Raw genomic sequence first — 18,811 nt, 5'->3', positions numbered from 1 at the left:
TAAACACCCTCATATATCCATGAACACAAACATAAATCCACAAGCATGCAACAAAAACCGTTTACAGTAGCGGACTACCTGTTGACCAGGTTGAAGCAACTGGATGTCACGGAGGTGTTTCAGATACCTGGTGACTATGTTAAGCATTTCACACAGACCCTGGAACACTTCGATGGCGTAACTGCCATTGGCGCCATGAATGAACTGGATGCAGCCTATGCAGCAGATGCATATGGACGTACCCGTGGACTTGGCGCCGTATCGCTGCAATTCGGGGTAAGCACTTTCAGCGCGCTCAATGCCATCGCCGGCGCCTATGTAGAACGCAGCCCCGTGGTGGTGATCACGGCTACGCCCGGGTCGGACGACCGCCAGATGACCAAAATGTATGACGTGCTTTTTCATCATTCCACCGGCAACCTCAAAGCCGACCAGGAAGTATTTGAACACGTTACGGTGGCGGCTATCACACTCAGCACCTCCGCCGGTGCACCGGAAAAAATAGATCAGCTGCTGATCGCCGCTATCACCCACAAAAGGCCGGTATACATTGCCTGCTACGAAGAAGTATGGGGCGAAGTATGTACCCCGCCCAACGGGAAAGCCCTGCAACCCCTCGTGATCAAAAGTGAGCCTCTCGCGCTGGCAAACGCCGTAGCCCAGGCATGGACACAAATTACCGCTGCAAAGCACCCGATGATTTTTGCAGGCGTGGAAATACTCCGCCATGGCCTATCAGACCTGCTACAGGAACTCATCGATGCCAGCGGTTTTCTTTATACCACTACCACCCTGGGAAAATCAGTACTGCAGGAGAAGGGAGATAAATTCATCGGCACCTACTCCGATGCCGCGTCTATCAAAAGCGTAATCAACGAGGTGGATAAAGCAGATTGTTTCCTGACGCTCGGCACCATTCTTACAGATGACTATCTCTGGTTTGTACAAAACAAATATGCCGCCATGGTGCTGGCCGACACCGCACAGGTACGCGCCGGCTACTATACCTACCCGGATGTTACCATGAAAGATTTCATGGAAGCATTGCTGGCCCTCTTCAAAAAAACCAAAGGCTATCCGCTGAAAACGATAGCGCCCCCACAGCCAAAATACCCGGAACCCTGGATCTCCAATTCGGATCCTGACTGGGACGATAAACCGGATGTGATTACCTACAACCGCTTCTTCCAGCATTCCATGAAATATCTCCAGGACCAGAATATGCTGAAAGATATTGTGATGACGTTTGGCGTGAGTTCTGCCCTGTATGTGGCCACCAATGCCTATGGTCTGCATCGCAACAGCTTTATTTCCTCTGCCGCATGGCAGGTGATTGGTTATGAAACCGGCGCCGCCTGCGGGGCACAACTGGGAAGTGGCAAAAGAGCCTGGACGATAGCCGGCGATGGTGGCTTCATGATGATCTGCCAGTCGTTGTCTACCCTCGCCAGGAATCAACTCAACGCCGTGATTTTTGTGATGAGCAATGCGGTATATGCCATAGAACAGGTGTACGTAAACCTCGACTCCTTTAAACCCGGCCCCAAACATGTGTTCGACACCTTCGACATCCTGCCGGAATGGGATTACCTTGCATTGGCCAAAGCCTATGGGGCAGAAGGTTTCCGCGTTACTACCATCAAAGAGTTAAACGATGTGCTGGGGAAACTAAAAGGTATTACCCAAAAGCCGGTACTGGTACAGGTAGTGATTCCGGAAAAAGATCTGCCGGACCAAATGCGTCGTCTCGGACTGGAAGGATAAACAACCCATCTTATTACACCTCAAAATAATAATCTCTATGGACAGCAAAACCTATTCTATTTTCGGAGCCGGTGCAGCCGGGCTATATACGGCCTGGCGATTGCTGGACGGCAAACCTGCTGATGGCAAAAAGAACGCAAAGCTCCTGGCCAAAGGCGATACCCTCGAATTATATGACTGGGGTAAATACGATTTCACCAAAAAAGATCCCGGCACCCGCGCAGCAGGCGCCCGCGTATGCACCTGGCATTACAAGGAAGATAAAAATAACTCTTACCTGGAAGTAGGCGGCATGCGCTACTCCCAATGGAATGGCAAACCTGAAAGTGAAGGACATCGTTTAGTCACTACCGTGATATCCCAACTGGGCCTCGACAAATATTCCGTGCCTTTTAACGAGTCTGTTAATCCACTCTATTGCCTGCGTACCAAAAACATGTACCTGAACGGCATTACATCTACCAACCCTGCTCCTTATTACGTTAACAATTTCGGCGCCACCGACTCGCCGGATACCGGCTTCAATCTGGTGGAAAGCCTGGCCGTTACCAAAGACCACGGCCCTAAAACCCGCAGGGAATGGTGCGAATTTTATCAGAATGGACAAATAAACATTGACCTCCCAGAATCATCCGTATATAAAAAAGGCGATTACCTGAAAGATATCGGTTACTGGAACCTGATGTTCGATCAGCTGGGATCAGAAGGCTACAATTACACCTCTGACGGTAACGGCTACACGTCTAATGTTATCAACTGGAATGCTGCCATCGCTTTCCAGGCCAATAACGAATTTACACCGGGTACGGAATATAAAACATTGACCACCGGCTACTCCAGCATGTTCAACGCCTTGTTTGATGCCATCGGGAAACTGGCTAAAGAAAAAGGCATCCACTTTAAATATTATCCCAATACCCGGCTGCACTCTATTCTGCAAAAAGGAAAAGTCATTCATTACACCATCGCTACCCGGGAAAATCCCAACAAGAAATCAGGCGCCAGAACCACAGATGCTGCCTGGCTAGCCATGCCACGCCATTCTATTGAACTGGTAGCACAGGCCACCCGCTACGAAAGTACGGATGCCTTAGACGTGCTTAATCATGAGAAAGTGCAACTATACCTGGAATCTGCCGTGATGCAACCATCCTATAAAGTGGGCATGTTTTTCCATACACCCTGGTGGGCAGATAATTCCGACAATCCACCACCTTATCCAGCACAGATCAACAGCTACGAGGTAACCACCGCCGTACTGTCCACGCTTACCAAACAGAAATTCCCGGCTGCCTATATTAAAGCCATCGGGAACGACAAGGACATTATGGAAACACCTTTTAACGTAGCGGCCGACCTGGTAAGCCTTGTTGAAAAACTCGTTAAAGAACGGTTAACTATTGTGCAGGAAGAACAACTGCTCAACGCCTCTCAGCGTAATACCATAGGACCCAGCGTAACGGACATGCCTATACGGCAGGTGGTGTATTTTGGCAACAACGCCCTCGACCAAAGCGGTGAAAAAATATACGGACTGCTGGCCAGCTATGATGATGAACAATTCACCAGCTTCTGGTCTGAACTGGAGCTGGGTCCGCACAAAGTACGCAAAACACCGGTTTCAAGTGATTGTCAAACACTGGAAGGACCGCGCAAAGCCCCGGAGATCATGGTAAAAATGCTGCGTCAGCAACTGGCGGCAGTACATTTTGGTCCACAGGCCGATTATACCGCCGTACCGGAACCACTGGAAACAAAGTACATGGACTGGTCCAAACCGCCCTTCAACGCGGGCTATCATGCCTACGCCGGGCACTACAACATCTGCGATGTACAACAGAAAATCAGGAAGCCATCACAGCTGATAGATGGAGCAGACGCCGACATCTTTATTGTGGGGGAAGCCTACTCCAATGATCAGGCCTGGGTGGAAGGTGCTTACTGCACAGCGGAATCGGTACTGAACGACTTCTTCGGCATCGCTCCGATCATCGACCCTAAGTATTATCCGTTTATTTGTCCTCCTTGTAAATAAGGCGTAAAATAAGAACAGTGGCTGCCTGGAGCAGCCACTGTTTTTTATTTTACACCTTCTGTTTGGTATGTCTTTATTGTAACCACACCACCTTCAATGTTTCTGTTTTCCCAACACCCCTGATCACCCGCAGGAAATAAGTTCCCGGTTTCACATTTCCTTTGTTCAGCGTAATCCGGTGTATGCCCGCGTCCAGTACCGCCAGGTCCTGCCGCTGTACCAGTTTACCGTTACTGCTCCATAGTTCCAGTCGCACGGCCCCTTTCACCAATTGTTGTACCTGTACCGTTACGTGGTCCATCGCAGGATTAGGATACACACTCACGGAAGTATTCGCGGTGATCGATTTTTCCGGCGCCAATGCAGGGGCAGCAGATCTCGCAAAACTATTACAGGCAAAAGTACTGCCGCAACCCGCCGGATTATAAACGCTGTCACCCAACGTAGAAGTAACATCCAGACAGGTGTTGCTGACATACTGATGGAAGGTGGTATAAAACACATCTCCGATACCATCGCCCCCACCATTATTGGAAGTGGTGGTGTCTTTTATAAAGTATACACTACATGGATTATTATGCAGCGTATGGTAAATATTATAACGGAAGATGAGATTAGATTGTGAAAACAAAAATGCGGTCATAATATCCGAATCTATATTAATTTCATTTTCCTCGAATGTCATATAGCGCGTTCTGTTCACCACTATTTCTGCCCAGCGCTGGGAAGCACTGTCGATACCATATACATAGTTGGCTTTTTTACGTAATGCCGGTGAGATGAAATAATTATGCTCAATAGTATTCCATTTCACCACCGTACTATCTACCCAGGAAGTATGATTATTGCTACCAATATAGATCCCGGCTCCAAGGTTATGATGCAGGGTATTACTCCGGATCATATGACCGGCCCCTTTGCTGGAATCCTGCTCATTGCCCACAGAAATGCCTACGCCATTGTTGTAGCAGTCGTTATCTTCTACCGTAACTTTCCGGGAGCCATCCAGGTAAATACCAGCAGATATGGCAATCGGCGACAGGCAGCGGAACACTTCATTGCCGGTAATCAACCCGTTGCGCGACTGGTTATTTGTTTTCGTTAACCCCGGATAGTTATCCAACACCCATTTATAATTTCCCGCCGCCACAATGCCAATATTGGCAATATCATGAATGTTGTTGTTGCTGATGGTAAAAGTATCCACGTTCCCATTTATGGTAACAGCTTCTGTATACCCTGGTACAATATCGTATAAAACGTTGCTGTCTATTACAATATCATGCATGGCAGCATTGCCATTGCCCAATACCGTGATGGCTCCCAGGTTATCATTGGGCTGCGGGTATTTGGCTTTGAGTGTATCCCTCGTCCACTTCATATCGTACAGCGTGTCCTGCTTGATGCGGATATGCGCACTATTGCCCAATATGGCAATACCGTAACGCACATCTTTATACGCCACACCATTTACTACGGTGGTAAGTGTAGAGTCATTGGTGACATTGCGCAGGCGCAACCCCTGTATAGCCAGGTATTTGGCGCTATCTATCGCAAACAGGGAAGCATATTGTGCCGTCAGCAGTCCACCATCTAAAATGGCGGATTCACCAGGATAATTCCGGATGGTAAACCATTTACCATTTTGTCCGCGGTTACTGCCAATGTATACCGCTGCAGTGGGCTGATGCACGCCTCCTCTCACGTAAATATTAAGGGCAGTATCTATCAGCGTGGCAGGTGTAGTACTGAAATCGTACCCTGCCCTGTTTACTGCTGCATTAAGGGTTTTCCAGGGATTTGTTTTAGCGCCGGTACCTGTGGCATCGCTACCGGTGGTGCTTACATAAAAATCGGTACGTGGGCGTTTACGGAGAATATTTGTTTCTACCGTATGTGTTTGCGTAACGGTGCCTATGCCCGGACCTTTATACACCAGGTCTCCATAGAACCCCGGCGCAATGGTGGTGAAATGATTGCTGTCCAGTACAACACCAGTAGGATAAGAGCCGGACCCGGTGATCATCACCGGGTAAATGTTTTTATCACTGGGCGTTGGATAGGATGCTTCTGTCAGATCGCTGTTCCACACCATGTTGCTGAACGTACAGTTCCGGATATCGATGTTGCTGCTGTTGCCAATTACATACAGCCCGTAGCCGGTGATGTTTTTCAGGTTGGTGAACGTGATGCCATCCAGGCGGATATAGCTGGCTCCGGAGATGCTGGCCATGTAGGCACCATCCGTGGTTAACCCGGTACCATCAAATATCACCTGTTCGCCGGGGTAGGCTTTTAACGTATAGTATTTTCCGGCACTGCCGCTTTTACCGCTACCGATAAAAAGAATCGTATCGGGGTTAAAATGATAAGTGCCCTTTCGGAAGAAGATCACCACATCCTGTGTGGTAGGTGCTGTGGTGGCGTACATGGCATATGCCAGGCTGTTCCAGGGATTGCCAATGGTTCCATCTCCATTGGTAGGTTTGTTATTATCTACATAATAACTTTGCGCGGTGGCCTGCTGACTGTAGCAGAACAGGCCCGCAGCGAAAAAGAGACATAGTAAAATTGTTTTCATGGATTAATTTTTAGGGAAAAGTGGTAAATCATTTTACAATACATCCAGGTCTATTAAAATACCCCCGGTCTTGTTATTGGGAATATGGCCGGCTTCCGCCCAGCCTTTATCATATACCGTTAATGCGATCACTATTTTTTTATTGAATAATCCGGGCAGCACACTTCTTTTCAGCGCCAGTTCATACCTGAACAAGCCGTCTGCTGTTTTGGAAGTGCCCATGATATAAAACGGAGGTACCGTTAGCGCGCCCCAGCTCCAGCCGCTTTGCGCGGCGCCACCGGTAAAAGTAAAACCACCCCACCAGCTGCCACTGCCTGCCAGCATAGGCTGCCCTTCCAGGTAAAGATCTGCTGCCATACCGGGATACATAAAGTGCAGGAACCCTGTTTTGTTGTTATTATCACTATCGATAAAAAGACCGAGGATAGTAGAATCTGTTGCACTACCCTTCTGTTCTATATATACGTATACGTTAGTGCCATCATAATCCCATTTGATCTTTTTCACCAGGTCGGCGGTAGGATTTACAAATTCATTTTTCACGCCATCCCAATCAGCTAAACTGCCATCTTCCAGTAATACCGGCGATTTTTTGTCGATGATCAGCACAGTAGAAGCTTCTGTTTTTTGTCCATTTGCGGCGGTGGCATACAACGTAATCACATAACGGCCTTTGGCGGGATAAGTATGTATGGGATCTTTATCTGCTGTATTGCTGCCATCCCCAAAGTCCCAGCTATAGGTAATTGCCTGGGTGGATAAATTTTTGAAAGACACGACTTTGCCATCTACCGAATAAGAGAAGAAAGCCTCAAAAGGCCCATCCGACAAGGTATCGTCTTTTTTACAGGCCGTAAAAAAGAGCAAAGAGAAAACCACCGGTACTAGCTTACTACAAGAAAAATATGCTTTCATTTTATACATTTTGGATGACTAACCAGGACAGCTATACGAACATGCTGGTTAAGGATTTTGTTTGCAGGCGGAATTTGCCAGGATTTCATCTACTGGTATATAAAAAATAGTTTTAGGATCGTTCCAGTTGATGGTGATGTTGGCGTACCCTGTTGGTTCTACCGCCAGGTTTACATCTGTTTCCTGCAAACCGGCTAAGTGATAACCCCAGTAGTTACGCACCATATTCATCTTATTACGGTATACATCAAACGTACGATGCCCTTCGAAAGCCAGTTCTATTCTACGTTCCAGCAGCACGGTTTCCAGCAGACTTTTATTACGAGGCACCTGTCCGTTATATAGTGCACCTTGTAAACCGCGGTGTTTGCGTATTTCATCTACATCACCCAATGCTCCTGCCACATTACCTTTGATGGCATAGGCCTCTGCGCGGTTCAGGTATACCTCTGAGAGGCGCAACATCACCGGTGAACTTAAATTAGGATCGCCGTCCTGGAAAGAGAACTTGGTGATATAATAAATTTCAATGCCGTTCTTTTTGGCTACCAGTCCGGTGGCAGGGTCTTTCAGCGGCAGTATATAAGACCATCTTACATCTTCCGGATGCTCGCTCATGGCCTTACGAATGGAAGGAGATGCAAATTCTTCCCCCCAGCCGGAGTTACCATCGGAGTATACCATAGAAGCCACAGAACCTTCTTTACCCCTGCTGTCCACCTTTGTTTGGGCGATGAGGAAAATGCTTTCGGAAGAGGCACTGGCTTTCTGGAAATACGTTTTGAATCCTTCTGCTGACTCCAGCTGAAAACGGCCGGAATTAATAACGGTATTAGCGGCGGCAATAGCATTATCAGCATCATTCATATACAGGTACACACGTGATAAATAGCCCAGCGCGGCTTCTTTGGAGGCATACTGTGCGCCACGGGGCCGGTCCATCAGCGAGGCGGCTTTTTTCAGATCGTCTACTACAAAATTGTATACTTCCTTTACGGAGGCTCGTGGTGCTAAGGCATCATCGGTGGTAGTACGGCGGATAATCACACCCGGGCCATCCGGCGCCTGGGTGTAGGGTCTGGCGAATACACGCAGTAAATTAAAATGCAGGAAGGCCCGTAAAAAATAGGCTTCTCCAATCAGTTGTTTGATCTCTGAAGTGGGATTAGGAATTTTTTCACCCAACTCAATCACAGTGTTGGCGCCATTGATAATCTTGTAAGAGATATACCAGAAAAAGCGGATGTTCTCCTGGTCAGGTGAATGCGTATAGGTGAAACTGTAAAACAAAGGATGCTCTGTTACCTGTCCGCATACAATATCATCTCCGGCATAGTCGCTGAACTGGTAATATTGCCATAAGTAGTTTTGCCCGGGATCTATATAGCCATTAAACATTACATTATTCTTCAGCAAGGCATAGCAGCCATTCATCACATTAGGCAAGCCATCGGGCGTACCCGCCACATTCTCTGTATTTAAGGCATCGGTAGGCAACACACTCAAATTACACGCAGGAGAAAAACATGCCAGGCAAAGAACAATCAGCAGCCATTTTTTTGCTATCATGGTAATGGAATTTGAGCGGTTAAAAATTGATTTCTATGGTGCCTAAATATTGTCTGTTAGCCGGATACCTGAAGTCCGCCACACCAGGCATAGAAAAATCGGCACGGTTCACGGTCACTTCCGGATCCTGGCCCCAGAACTTTGTCCAGGTATAGAGATTATCACCACTGAGTGCCAGTCGTAGCCCCTGCAGGTGCAGGCGTTGCACAATGCTCATGGGCACATCATAGCTGAGACTGATATTCCGCAACTTAATGAAGCTGCCATCTTCCTGGTAGCGGCTGGATATTTCGGTAGAGAGTGCAGCTTTCTGCATACTGGGATGGGTGGCCATGTCGCCGGGTTTCGTCCACCTGGACCAGTCACTTTTTGGCTGCATCTGGTTGTAGTAAGGTTCATGCCCGTCCACATCCATAAAGCGGCGGATGAAGTTCATGATCTGCGCTCCTTGTGAATAGGCGAAGCTGGCGGAGAGACTAATCCCCTTCCAGGAAAAGTTGGTACCAAAACCGCCCTGGAAGCGGGGCAGCGCGTGCCCTGTTTCCTGACTCTGCGCCTGGCTGTAATCTGATGTGGGGGTACGTTTCACAATATTACCGGCATCATCTTTTGAGATGCTTTCCCACAGCGGGCGTCCGGTGGCGGGATCTACGCCCAGCCATTTAGGAATATTGAACGTATACAATTCCCCGCCATCACGGTAGATCTGCGTGATGCCGTTAATGGTTTGATATACCGGTTTGCCGATGCCTGCCAGTTCGTTTTTATTCATCCCGAAAGTGAAGTCCATACCCCACTGGAAGTTTTTCGTTTTTACATTGACGGTAGACAGTGTGATTTCGAGTCCTTTATTTCTGAGCTGTCCTACATTTTCCCAACGCGATTCAAAGCCTACGGATAAAGGCTGGGATACCTGCAGGAGTAAGTCTTTCGTGACATTGCTATATACATCCACATTCAGTGTAATGCGGTTCCACAGGCCCAGGTCCAGGCCTATATTGCGCTGATGCGTTTTTTCCCAGGTGAGTTTATCATTGGGTAACTGGTATGGAATAGCGGCTGCCTGTGAATTATACTGCGCACTTAAGGAGAATAAGCCAAGGTATTTGTAGGCGCCTATATCCTGCATGCCCGTGATGCCATAGGTAGCCCTGAGCTTTAACAGGTTTAACCAGGGGTTGCCTTTCAAAAATGTTTCGTTGGATGCCAGCCAGGACACGCCCACCGCGGGGAATTGCGCATACCTGTTGGTAGGAGGAAATGCCGAAGTACCGTCTATTCGGTAAGAAGCTGTGAGGTAATACTTCTCTGCATAATTATAATTTACCTGGGAAATCAGCGACTGCATCACCGAATGATTTCTGACGCCACGGAGTTGCTGCTCGCTGGAAATCACGCCGGGAACATCAAATCCTACCGGCAGCCCTTTGCCCTGTCCTCCCAGCAACTCATCCCAGCTACCCTGGAACTCTACACCTGCGAGGCCGCTGATAGAATGCAGTCCTTTGCTGACAGAAAATTTCAGGAGGTTGGTGGAGATGCCACTGTAATACAGGGAAGAAGATTCATCCAGGAAACCTTTGTCGTGATAAGATCCTGCCACCAATGGAGAGAAGAAACTATGTGATTTATTAGTACCCACACCCACCCTGTTGGAACTGGTAAACGTGAGCCAGTCAGTGATTTTCACGTTGCCGATGAAATCGTAGTTGATGTTGAAGTCTTTCGTGGAGTGATCGGAATTGGCGAGTGTATGCAGTGGATTAATTTTATCTCTCGACCACCAGCCTGGTGTTCTGGCATCCACATACCTGGGACTCCCCAACGAATCATACGGGTTATCCCAGGGCAGTGAAAGATAGGAATAGAAAAGATCCATGTAGTCGTAGCTCTTCCCGGTGGAAGCGCTGATATTGATATTATTGGAAACGGAAACGCGTTTTGAAAACTCGTAGGTAGTGTTACTGCGCAGGTTTACCCGTTGAAATCCGGTGTTTTTAAAGGTGCCTGCCTCTTTGTAATAGGAGCCACCGAGGTAATAGGTAAACTTATCTGTTTTGCCGCTGGCAGAGAGGTAATAGCTTTGTACCATCGCCGGATGAAAGGCGTTACCTACCCAATCGAAATTACGGGTGGCAAGGTCCCGGGGACGTTCGTTGTAAAATTTCAGGATATCTATTTTCCCGGAGAGCGTATCCCGGTATAATTCTTTGGAGGCATTAAAAAATTCGGAGCCGCTCATCATATTCAGGTGGCCTTTATTCACCTCTCTGCGGCCCAGAGTGGTCTTAAAATCGAAGCGCGGGGCGCCGGGCTTTCCTTTCTTCGTAGTGATGATAATCACGCCGCCATTGGCCTGAGAACCGTACATGCCGGTGGCGCCGGCATCTTTCAGGATGGTTACAGACGCCACATCACCGGGATCGTAGTTACCGCCGATGATACCATCCACTACTACCAGCGGACCTTTGGGTGCACTCAGCGAAGCGATACCACGGATACGGATATCCGGCTGACTGCCGGGCGCACCTGAGCTGTTCACCACCTGTACACCGGCAACTTTGCCCTGCAGCATGGTACCAATATCATTGGCGGTTACATCTTTCAAACGCTTGCCAGACAATACACTCACCGCACTGGTAATTTCGTTGCGTTTTTTATCATCGTAGCCCATCACTACCACTTCGTTGATATCTGTGAGCGTGGCCACCAACTGTACGTTTATGGTGGTGTTATGACCGATCACGCGCGACACAGGCATATAACCCATCATCCTGAACAACAACGTATCCTGCGTAGCATTAGCGGTAATGCTGTAGCTGCCGTTTGCCGTACTGACTACACCGCTGCTTTGCCCTTTCACCGCAATACTTACCCCCGGAATGCCCTGATTGTCGGTGCCCACCACCTTACCTTTTATCAATACCTGTGTCCAGCCGGTTGCGGCAAATAAAAGCAGGCAACATAACAGTGAGAGAAACAGGTGGGCGCTCTTAAAGCTCATTTTCATACAGGTACGTTTTCTGTTGTTTTCGTAATAATTGATACGTTGGTTGATAGCGCGGGTTGGATGAAGTTGGTTGCTCATCTAAAATAAGACATCATCACGCGTAAAAGATCATCAATCGTTTGACCTGATTTTGCACAGGGCATCCTACAACTTAAAAAAGACCTGGTGTTTATATAGCCACCAGCATAAATACCATTCCGCTGCCAGCGTAGCCAGGGCTGTAATGACTAATCTTATTTTTTCGGGTATATGGAGTAAAGCCATAAAGCCGTTGGTAAATACCCCCACGGCACCATTAAACCATTCCCCACCCACTGTTTCAAAAAAGAGATAGATAAAAATGGCGTTCATTCCTACCACTACCGCGATCCAGGCTTTGCTGTTGACTTTTCGTATATCCGTGAGCCAGTACATACCAGCCATGATCAGGAACACCCAACCACCGGATGCCAGCACAAAAGAGCTGGTGCTGATTCGTTTAATGATGGGCGTTATAGCCGCTGCGTCCAGTGTGAAACCCATGGCCAGAGCAGCCACACCGGCCAGCAGCAGCGTAACTACCTTTTGTTTTTGAGATACTTTACTAACCAAAACTCGTCCTGCCAGCACGCCCCAGATGGTGTGTGCCGCAGTGGGGATACAATTGATGGTTACCCATCCATCGGGGTTTAGCTTGCCCATAAGGACCATGTCCATCCAGGCACCAAAATTATGATGCTCCACAAAGGGCTGATCAAAGCCGGGCATCAGCACGCCGCGGTACAATAATTCCGTGAGGCACAGTAAAATAACGGTAACGACTATTTGAAAAACGCCGGACTTGCGGATGATCAGGTAGGCCAGCAGCGTGGTGAAAGATAATTGTGTTAATACATTCCATAGTTCCCATACAAGATGACCGGCCTGTATACAGTACAATCCCGTGCCACAGAGAAACAGTTTAAAGCAGCGGACAGCGATATGCCTGAAATGCTGTTGCCAGGTTTCGCCTTTCAGCGAGCGGTAATAATAAGACAGGTACATGGCTGTACCGGCGATGGTCATAAACGCTGGCTGTACCAGGTCCCAGGCGTGCAGCCCATGCCAGGGATGGTGAAAAAACTGCCGGATCAGGCTATGCCAGAATGCCGGCAGTGATAAATCATACAGAGAATCATAAAGCCTGCAGCTTTCAGCTGCCAGTAAAATCATAATGCCTCCCCGCATTACATCCAGCGATAACAAGCGGTTAGCCGTAATTTTATTTTCGGAAGATGTCATACGAATAGTTGTTAGCGGGTAAGCAATTTATTGCCAGGCCTGCCGGATAAACCGGAGCCAGTTTTTGTAAAAGATATTTTCTACGTCTTCTTTTTCGTAGCCCCGTTTACGTAATAGCTGTTCCAGCTTTGGTAAATCAGCGATTGTATCCAGATCCCAGGGCGACTGTTCCTGTCCGAACATTCCATCCAGGTCGCTGCCAATGGCAATGTGGTGGCTGTTGCCTGCGATCTGGCAAATATGATCGTAGTGATCAATCAGTTTATCGAGGGTAATATTTTCTTTACGTGGATCTGATTGGCCACGTACCCAGCCGGGTGTGAGCATCCAGGCATCGAGCACACCGCCAATGACGGCGCCTCTTTCTATCAATGCGTGGAGCTGATCATCGGTCAGTTGCCGCTGATGCGGTACCAGCGCGCGACAGTTGTGGTGGCTCGCCCATACAGGTCCTTTATACAATGCAAGTGCCTGCGCAAATCCATCATCCGTGAGATGTGTAACGTCAAGGATCATACGTAGCGCATCCATCTCCCTTAATAACTCCACACCGGCAGGCGTTAAAGCCCCTTGCATACCGGTGCCGGGTGCATATCGCCCGGGGCCGTAATGTGCAGGCCCCAGGGCACGTAACCCATTACCATAGGCTTTTTCGAGGTAAGAAAGATTCACCAGCGAATCCGCACCTTCCAGGCTCAGGATGAAGCCCACCGGCTTTTGTTCGTCGGGAAGCGCATCATCTTCCCAGCGCTGCAAATGCTTTTCCAGTGTAACCGTATCCGTTATTTGTTTCATTTCACCGGCAGCCACCATCGCACGGTACCAGGCCAGTTGTCCCTGTGTTTGCGCCCAGGCCTGTTCCGGTGAATGCCAGCCCGGCAAAGTACTGCCTGGCGCCACGTAGCGCGCAATCTGTGTGGCGACTACCAATCCTATTTTCCCTTGTCGCAGTGCCGGCAGCGACACCACGCCTTTCCCACGATCCAGCTTATCAGTCATGCCCTGCTCCCGTTCCCGGATGCTGTTAACCGGCATTTTAAGATCCCTGTTCCATTCCAGCGCATTCATGGCCAGGTCCAGGTGTGCATCTATCATTAACATGTTATAGTCGTTTAATGCGCGTTATTCTCCGCTACTTTTTTCTTCACTACATCCACCGGGTATTTCAATGCCAGCTTGCGGATTTCATAACTGAAGGCAGCGAATGTTTCTTCCCACATCTTCGCTTCTTCCGGCGTATAGTCGTAAAACCCTTTGGCATTGGCTACGCCGCGGGCACCGGACTTCACCAGTTCATCTATCAGCGGCGGCACCTCCGTGGTGTTATTAAGCGTTGGAAACAGGTCTTTCATGACCGTATGATAGGCCTGCACACCGGTAAGGTCCATCCAGCGGAACACCCCCACCAATGTCATCCAGTAGCCCGCGTTATTACGACAGGCCCTGTCTACATCTTCTACGGTAGCATAGCCATTTTCCACGAGATAAAATGCTTCCCGGTACATGGCATACATAAGGCGGTTAGTAATAAAACCCCGGATGTCTTTGCGTACCAGCGTTGGCTCTTTACCCCAGTAATGAGAAATAGCGTAGAGGTATTCCCCTTTGGTGATATCACTCTTATCGCCGCAGATCACTTCCAGGAAGCGGGTGGTATGCGAAGGTTCTGCCCAGTGCAAACCGAAAAAGCGTTCCGGATGTTTCACCTGTCCCTGTAAAATGCTGATAGGTATGGCCGATGTATTACTTGTCAGCAGCGCGTCTTCACTGATGGCCGCTTCTATTTTTTCATATACTTTTTTCTTGATTACCAGGTTTTCCAGGGTACATTCAATCACCAGCACACAGTTGGCCAGTTGCGCATAGTCTTCTGTGATGGAGAGTTGCTGCAAACAGGTGGCGGGTGTTTTAGTGGTCAGTCCTTCCTCTGCGGATCTGCTCAGATGTCCGGTGATCCGTTTGGCAGCATGCTGCAGGTCTACCGCCACCGGGGCTACTGCAATCACCGGGTGACCAGCCATCAGCAAACAAGCCGTAATACTACATCCCATTAAACCCAGTCCTACTACACCTACCGGCATTATTGTCGGATCTATTTGATATTCCATCTGCGGTTAATTTTTATTTAAAGCAATCACGCAATCCTTGCAATGGCATCTATTTCTATTTTGATACCACTGCCTAACGCCGACTGTACTGTCGTTCTCGCGGGTTTTATACCGGGAAAGAAGTCGGCATAGATTTTATTAAAGGCAGGGAAGTCGTTGATATCTGCCAGGTGCACGGTGCATTTCACGATACTCTCTACAGTGCCACCGGCGGCTGTTACAATACAGCGCAGGTTATGCAGGGTAAGCGCGGTTTCTGCTTCAATTGTTCCCAATGCAAAAGCAGCTTTTGTAAAATCGATCGGACCTTGTCCGCTGATATACAACCAACCATCTATTGCTATTGCATCTGAATAAGCGCCGGTAGAAAAATGACGGTCTTTTTTTTCGGGATGAAATATTTCCCTTTTATCCATAGAATTCTGTTTTAGTAGGTAGCGCGGCCACCGGACAAATCAAAGGTGAAGCCGGTAGTAAAACTATTTTGCGGAGAAACAATGTATAAGGCCATGGCAGCTGCTTCATCGAGCGTACCACAACGTTTCATGGGAATTTTATCAGTCATATATTTCACCTGTTCAACTGGCATGGCGTCTACCAAAGCAGTACGGATTACTGCAGGGGCCAGCGCATTCACGGTAATGCCTGTTTCCGCATAGTCCTTGCCCTGTACTTTAGTCATGCCAATAACAGCAGATTTGGAAGCAGAATACGCCAGCATACCGGCGTTACCTTCTTTACCTGCAATGGAAGCAATGTGCAGAATACGCCCGTAGTTTTGCTCCAGCATGTAAGGCAGTACGTGCTTACCGGTATACCAGGAGCCCATGAAGTTCACCTCCCATACGAGGCGCAGGTTAGCGGTGTCTGTTTCGTGGCTTTTCAGGTTGGTCATGCCGGTGATGCCGGCACTGTTAACGAGGATATCAATTTTTCCGAACCTGCTTTTGACCAGGTCTATCACATCTTTCACAGCCCCTTCATCGGTGATGTCTACGGCATACAATGCTACTTCACCGGAAAACTGCGATTGTGCACTTTTCAGCAAAGAAGGATTTTTATCCAGCAGGGCCAGCTTCACGCCGGCTTCCGATAACTTCAGTGCAATCGCCAGGCCGAGACCTGAGCCGGCGCCGGTAACAATACCAACCTGGTGGTGGAAATCTGTATACATACAATCGTTGATTAAGGATGATACTGCCAAAGTACATGATCACCTCACAGGAATCACCATCAAACGATTGAGTAAAATTATAGCTGGGGTTCGTGTATAATTAATTGTGGTGGCAATAAAATTTTATGAAAGGCAGTACCACTGTCGGTTTTATTATCTCCCTCCAGCAACTGCAACAGGATCTCCGTTGCCTTCTCTCCCTGTTTGTAAGGGAACTGTTCTACAGAAGCCATGGGTGGATTGTCCATGTAATTGCAGATAGGTTCATTCGCAAAACTCACAAAACAGATGTCTTCATTGATCTTAATGCCCGCTTTCTTCGCGTACTTGATGGCATCCATGGCGACATAGTCATTGAAGGTAATAATGGCGGTGGGCCTGCGTTTCATATCAAGGATCTGTTGCATGGCCTGCTGATTGCCTTCTTTAGATAAATTAGAAGACACTACACTGCCCAGGTCTATTTTAATCCTCAGTTTCTGCAATGCATGCATATACCCTTCCAGTCTTTCTTTGCTGGCCAGCAAACTATCCGGGCCGTTGATCATCCCTATATTGCGGTGCTTCTTTTTTGCGAGGAAGCGGATAGCTGCTTCCATACCGGATTCCAGCTCACTGGCAATGTAGTGGATATCGGGCATGCGGGGAATGCGGTCAAAAAACACCACGGGAATATTCATTTTCTTCAGCAAATCGAAGTGGGCATAATCGGCGGTATTTTTAGCTATAGATACCAGCACACCATCTACCCGATGGCTTTTCATGGATTCTACCAGTCGCTTTTCCCGGTCTTCCTCATCGCGGGATTGCCCCAGTAGCAACGTATAGTTTTTACGATAAGCCACATCTTCAATGGCACTTACGATAGCGGCAAAAAAGTCCTGGTTCAGATTGGGCAATATCACCCCTATCATCGAGGTTTTACTTCTTTTGAAAGACAGCGCCACCTGGTTGGGTTCATAGTTGAGTTCAGCAGCCAGTTGATGCACCCGGGCACTGGTTCGCAGGCCAATACTGGGATGATTATGTAATGCTCTTGAAACAGCAGAGACAGAAATATTCAGGCGTTTAGCAATTTCCTTGAGCGTAGGGACTTGCGTACTCATGACATAAGGTTTTAGATGATTACACAGACTTCAATACCAGGCTTCTATCACACAGTTATCCGGTTTACAGGGATATGATTGAATGGAAAAGTAAGACAAAAAAATGATTCTCTGCAAGGGAAGGTGATACCTAGAATAATTACCTTATATTTAAGTAACCAATATTTATGAGTGCAACTTTTTTAGAGATCGCGTTACCCATCTCCCAACAACTATCCCCCGGTATTAAAGGCGCCAGTATCATATCCCTAACCGATGGCGGTTATCTCCTGAGCTTTGAAGAAAGACCGGAAGTAATTCGGCTGGACAGGGATTTAAAGGAAGTCTGGCGAAGAGATCTGCAGGCGCAAAATATCCGTTATGTTTCCTGTCATATCAGCGCCAATGCAGATGCCAGCCTGATTGGCGTATCCGGCTATAACGATATCCGGATCTTTGACGCCGCAGGACAGTTACGCTGGACATTTACACATGAGCCCTGGAATAGTTTTACCGGCGCCAACTGTTTCTTCAGTCCGGATAATTTACTCCTCTGGATCATCGCGCCCGGAGATCCCGACCACTTATACGTGATTCGCTGCACCGACTTTGCTATGCTCGATCATTATACCCTGAATGGCCACCAGGAAAACAATTACAACTTCATGGCCACGCCGGATAAAGAAAAAGTGCTGATGGAAGTAGCGGCCGGCCAGGACGACGCCAGCCTGTTTCTTATACAGCTCACCGATGGAAAAATAACATTGCAGGAATTGCTATCCTGCAATGATCGGATTGCCGGTAATTTCTCTCCCAACGGAAATGAATTTGTGACAGGCCCACACAACAGCGAAGGCATCGAAATTTTTGCGTTCCCTTCTTTCGAAAATACCGCCAGCCTGGAACAGGCAGACCTGTTTGCATCAGCCGCCGGCTACGCCGACAGCGAAGACCCGGATACCCTGAATTTTATTTCGTTGTTTCTGAGCGATACCACCTTGCTGGCATTCACCCGGTTCGGCAGACTATTACTGGTAAACAGACAAACGATGGCCTGCATGGGAGAATTAGTGGCAGAAGGCAACATCATTCAGGCTTATGATGATAGCTGGAATGTGACAACCAATCCTGCAGCTATTACGGAATATGCAGGTGATATTGTAACGGTGCAGGTAGACCAGCAACGGCTAGTACTCACCTATGGCACCGGGGATATCAGGTGGCACGACTTATCGCCACTGAAGGACCTGGCAGGACTAACGTAATTTGCGTTATCTTTATCCGGAATGCAAATGGCTGATTGCTCA

The 18,811-nt window shown here is 48.2% G+C and carries 13 protein-coding genes; 3 read left to right on the top strand and 10 right to left on the bottom strand.

Annotated features, from left to right (window positions below):
- Positions 1-45 precede the first annotated feature (45 nt).
- Together AB4Z08_RS16190 and AB4Z08_RS16185 are read left to right on the top strand one after the other, a co-directional pair.
- A complete protein-coding gene (locus AB4Z08_RS16190) occupies positions 46-1,764 on the top strand; it encodes an alpha-keto acid decarboxylase family protein (protein ID WP_441574799.1) in 1,719 nt (572 codons plus the stop codon).
- A gap of 37 nt (positions 1,765-1,801) precedes the next feature.
- A complete protein-coding gene (locus tag AB4Z08_RS16185; RefSeq protein WP_441574798.1) occupies positions 1,802-3,799 on the top strand; it encodes a hypothetical protein in 1,998 nt (665 codons plus the stop codon).
- Positions 3,800-3,872: 73 nt separating this feature from the next.
- Here the strand turns inward: AB4Z08_RS16185 and AB4Z08_RS16180 are convergent, their stop codons facing one another.
- The 10 genes from AB4Z08_RS16180 to AB4Z08_RS16135 form a co-directional block, all read right to left on the bottom strand.
- Complete coding sequence (locus AB4Z08_RS16180) at positions 3,873-6,380, bottom strand: right-handed parallel beta-helix repeat-containing protein (RefSeq protein ID WP_441574797.1); 2,508 nt, start codon at positions 6,378-6,380, stop codon at positions 3,873-3,875.
- Positions 6,381-6,413: 33 nt separating this feature from the next.
- Positions 6,414-7,298 carry a PKD domain-containing protein gene (locus AB4Z08_RS16175; protein WP_441574796.1) on the bottom strand — a complete coding sequence of 295 codons (885 nt, stop codon included), beginning with the start codon at positions 7,296-7,298 and terminating at the stop codon, positions 6,414-6,416.
- A gap of 48 nt (positions 7,299-7,346) precedes the next feature.
- Positions 7,347-8,867 carry a RagB/SusD family nutrient uptake outer membrane protein gene (locus tag AB4Z08_RS16170; protein WP_441574795.1) on the bottom strand — a complete coding sequence of 507 codons (1,521 nt, stop codon included), beginning with the start codon at positions 8,865-8,867 and terminating at the stop codon, positions 7,347-7,349.
- 19 nt (positions 8,868-8,886) lie between these two features.
- The gene (locus AB4Z08_RS16165; protein WP_441574794.1) at positions 8,887-11,877 is read right to left on the bottom strand and encodes a SusC/RagA family TonB-linked outer membrane protein; all 2,991 of its coding nucleotides are present in this window, start codon (positions 11,875-11,877) and stop codon (positions 8,887-8,889) included.
- 144 nt (positions 11,878-12,021) lie between these two features.
- Complete coding sequence (locus AB4Z08_RS16160) at positions 12,022-13,137, bottom strand: acyltransferase family protein (RefSeq protein WP_441574793.1); 1,116 nt, start codon at positions 13,135-13,137, stop codon at positions 12,022-12,024.
- Between the two features lie 27 nt (positions 13,138-13,164).
- The gene (locus AB4Z08_RS16155; RefSeq protein WP_441574792.1) at positions 13,165-14,238 is read right to left on the bottom strand and encodes a dipeptidase; all 1,074 of its coding nucleotides are present in this window, start codon (positions 14,236-14,238) and stop codon (positions 13,165-13,167) included.
- An 11-nt stretch (positions 14,239-14,249) separates the two neighbouring features.
- Complete coding sequence (locus tag AB4Z08_RS16150; RefSeq protein WP_441574791.1) at positions 14,250-15,245, bottom strand: 3-hydroxyacyl-CoA dehydrogenase family protein; 996 nt, start codon at positions 15,243-15,245, stop codon at positions 14,250-14,252.
- A gap of 26 nt (positions 15,246-15,271) precedes the next feature.
- Complete coding sequence (locus AB4Z08_RS16145; protein WP_441574790.1) at positions 15,272-15,661, bottom strand: RidA family protein; 390 nt, start codon at positions 15,659-15,661, stop codon at positions 15,272-15,274.
- Positions 15,662-15,672: 11 nt separating this feature from the next.
- Positions 15,673-16,419, bottom strand: a complete 747-nt coding sequence (locus tag AB4Z08_RS16140; protein WP_441574789.1) for an SDR family NAD(P)-dependent oxidoreductase — start codon at positions 16,417-16,419, stop codon at positions 15,673-15,675.
- Positions 16,420-16,496: 77 nt separating this feature from the next.
- Entirely contained in the window at positions 16,497-17,525 is a 1,029-nt protein-coding gene (locus tag AB4Z08_RS16135; RefSeq protein ID WP_441574788.1) for a LacI family DNA-binding transcriptional regulator, read from the bottom strand.
- 167 nt (positions 17,526-17,692) lie between these two features.
- Between AB4Z08_RS16135 and AB4Z08_RS16130 the strand changes: the two genes are divergently transcribed.
- A complete protein-coding gene (locus AB4Z08_RS16130) occupies positions 17,693-18,769 on the top strand; it encodes a hypothetical protein (RefSeq protein ID WP_441574787.1) in 1,077 nt (358 codons plus the stop codon).
- The last annotated feature ends 42 nt before the right edge of the window (positions 18,770-18,811 follow it).

This window comes from Chitinophaga sp. RAB17, from assembly GCF_052114225.1.
Classification (GTDB): Bacteria; Bacteroidota; Bacteroidia; order Chitinophagales; family Chitinophagaceae; genus Chitinophaga.
Note: the sequence above shows the minus strand (reverse complement) of the source record. Positions and strands in the feature narration are given on the sequence as shown.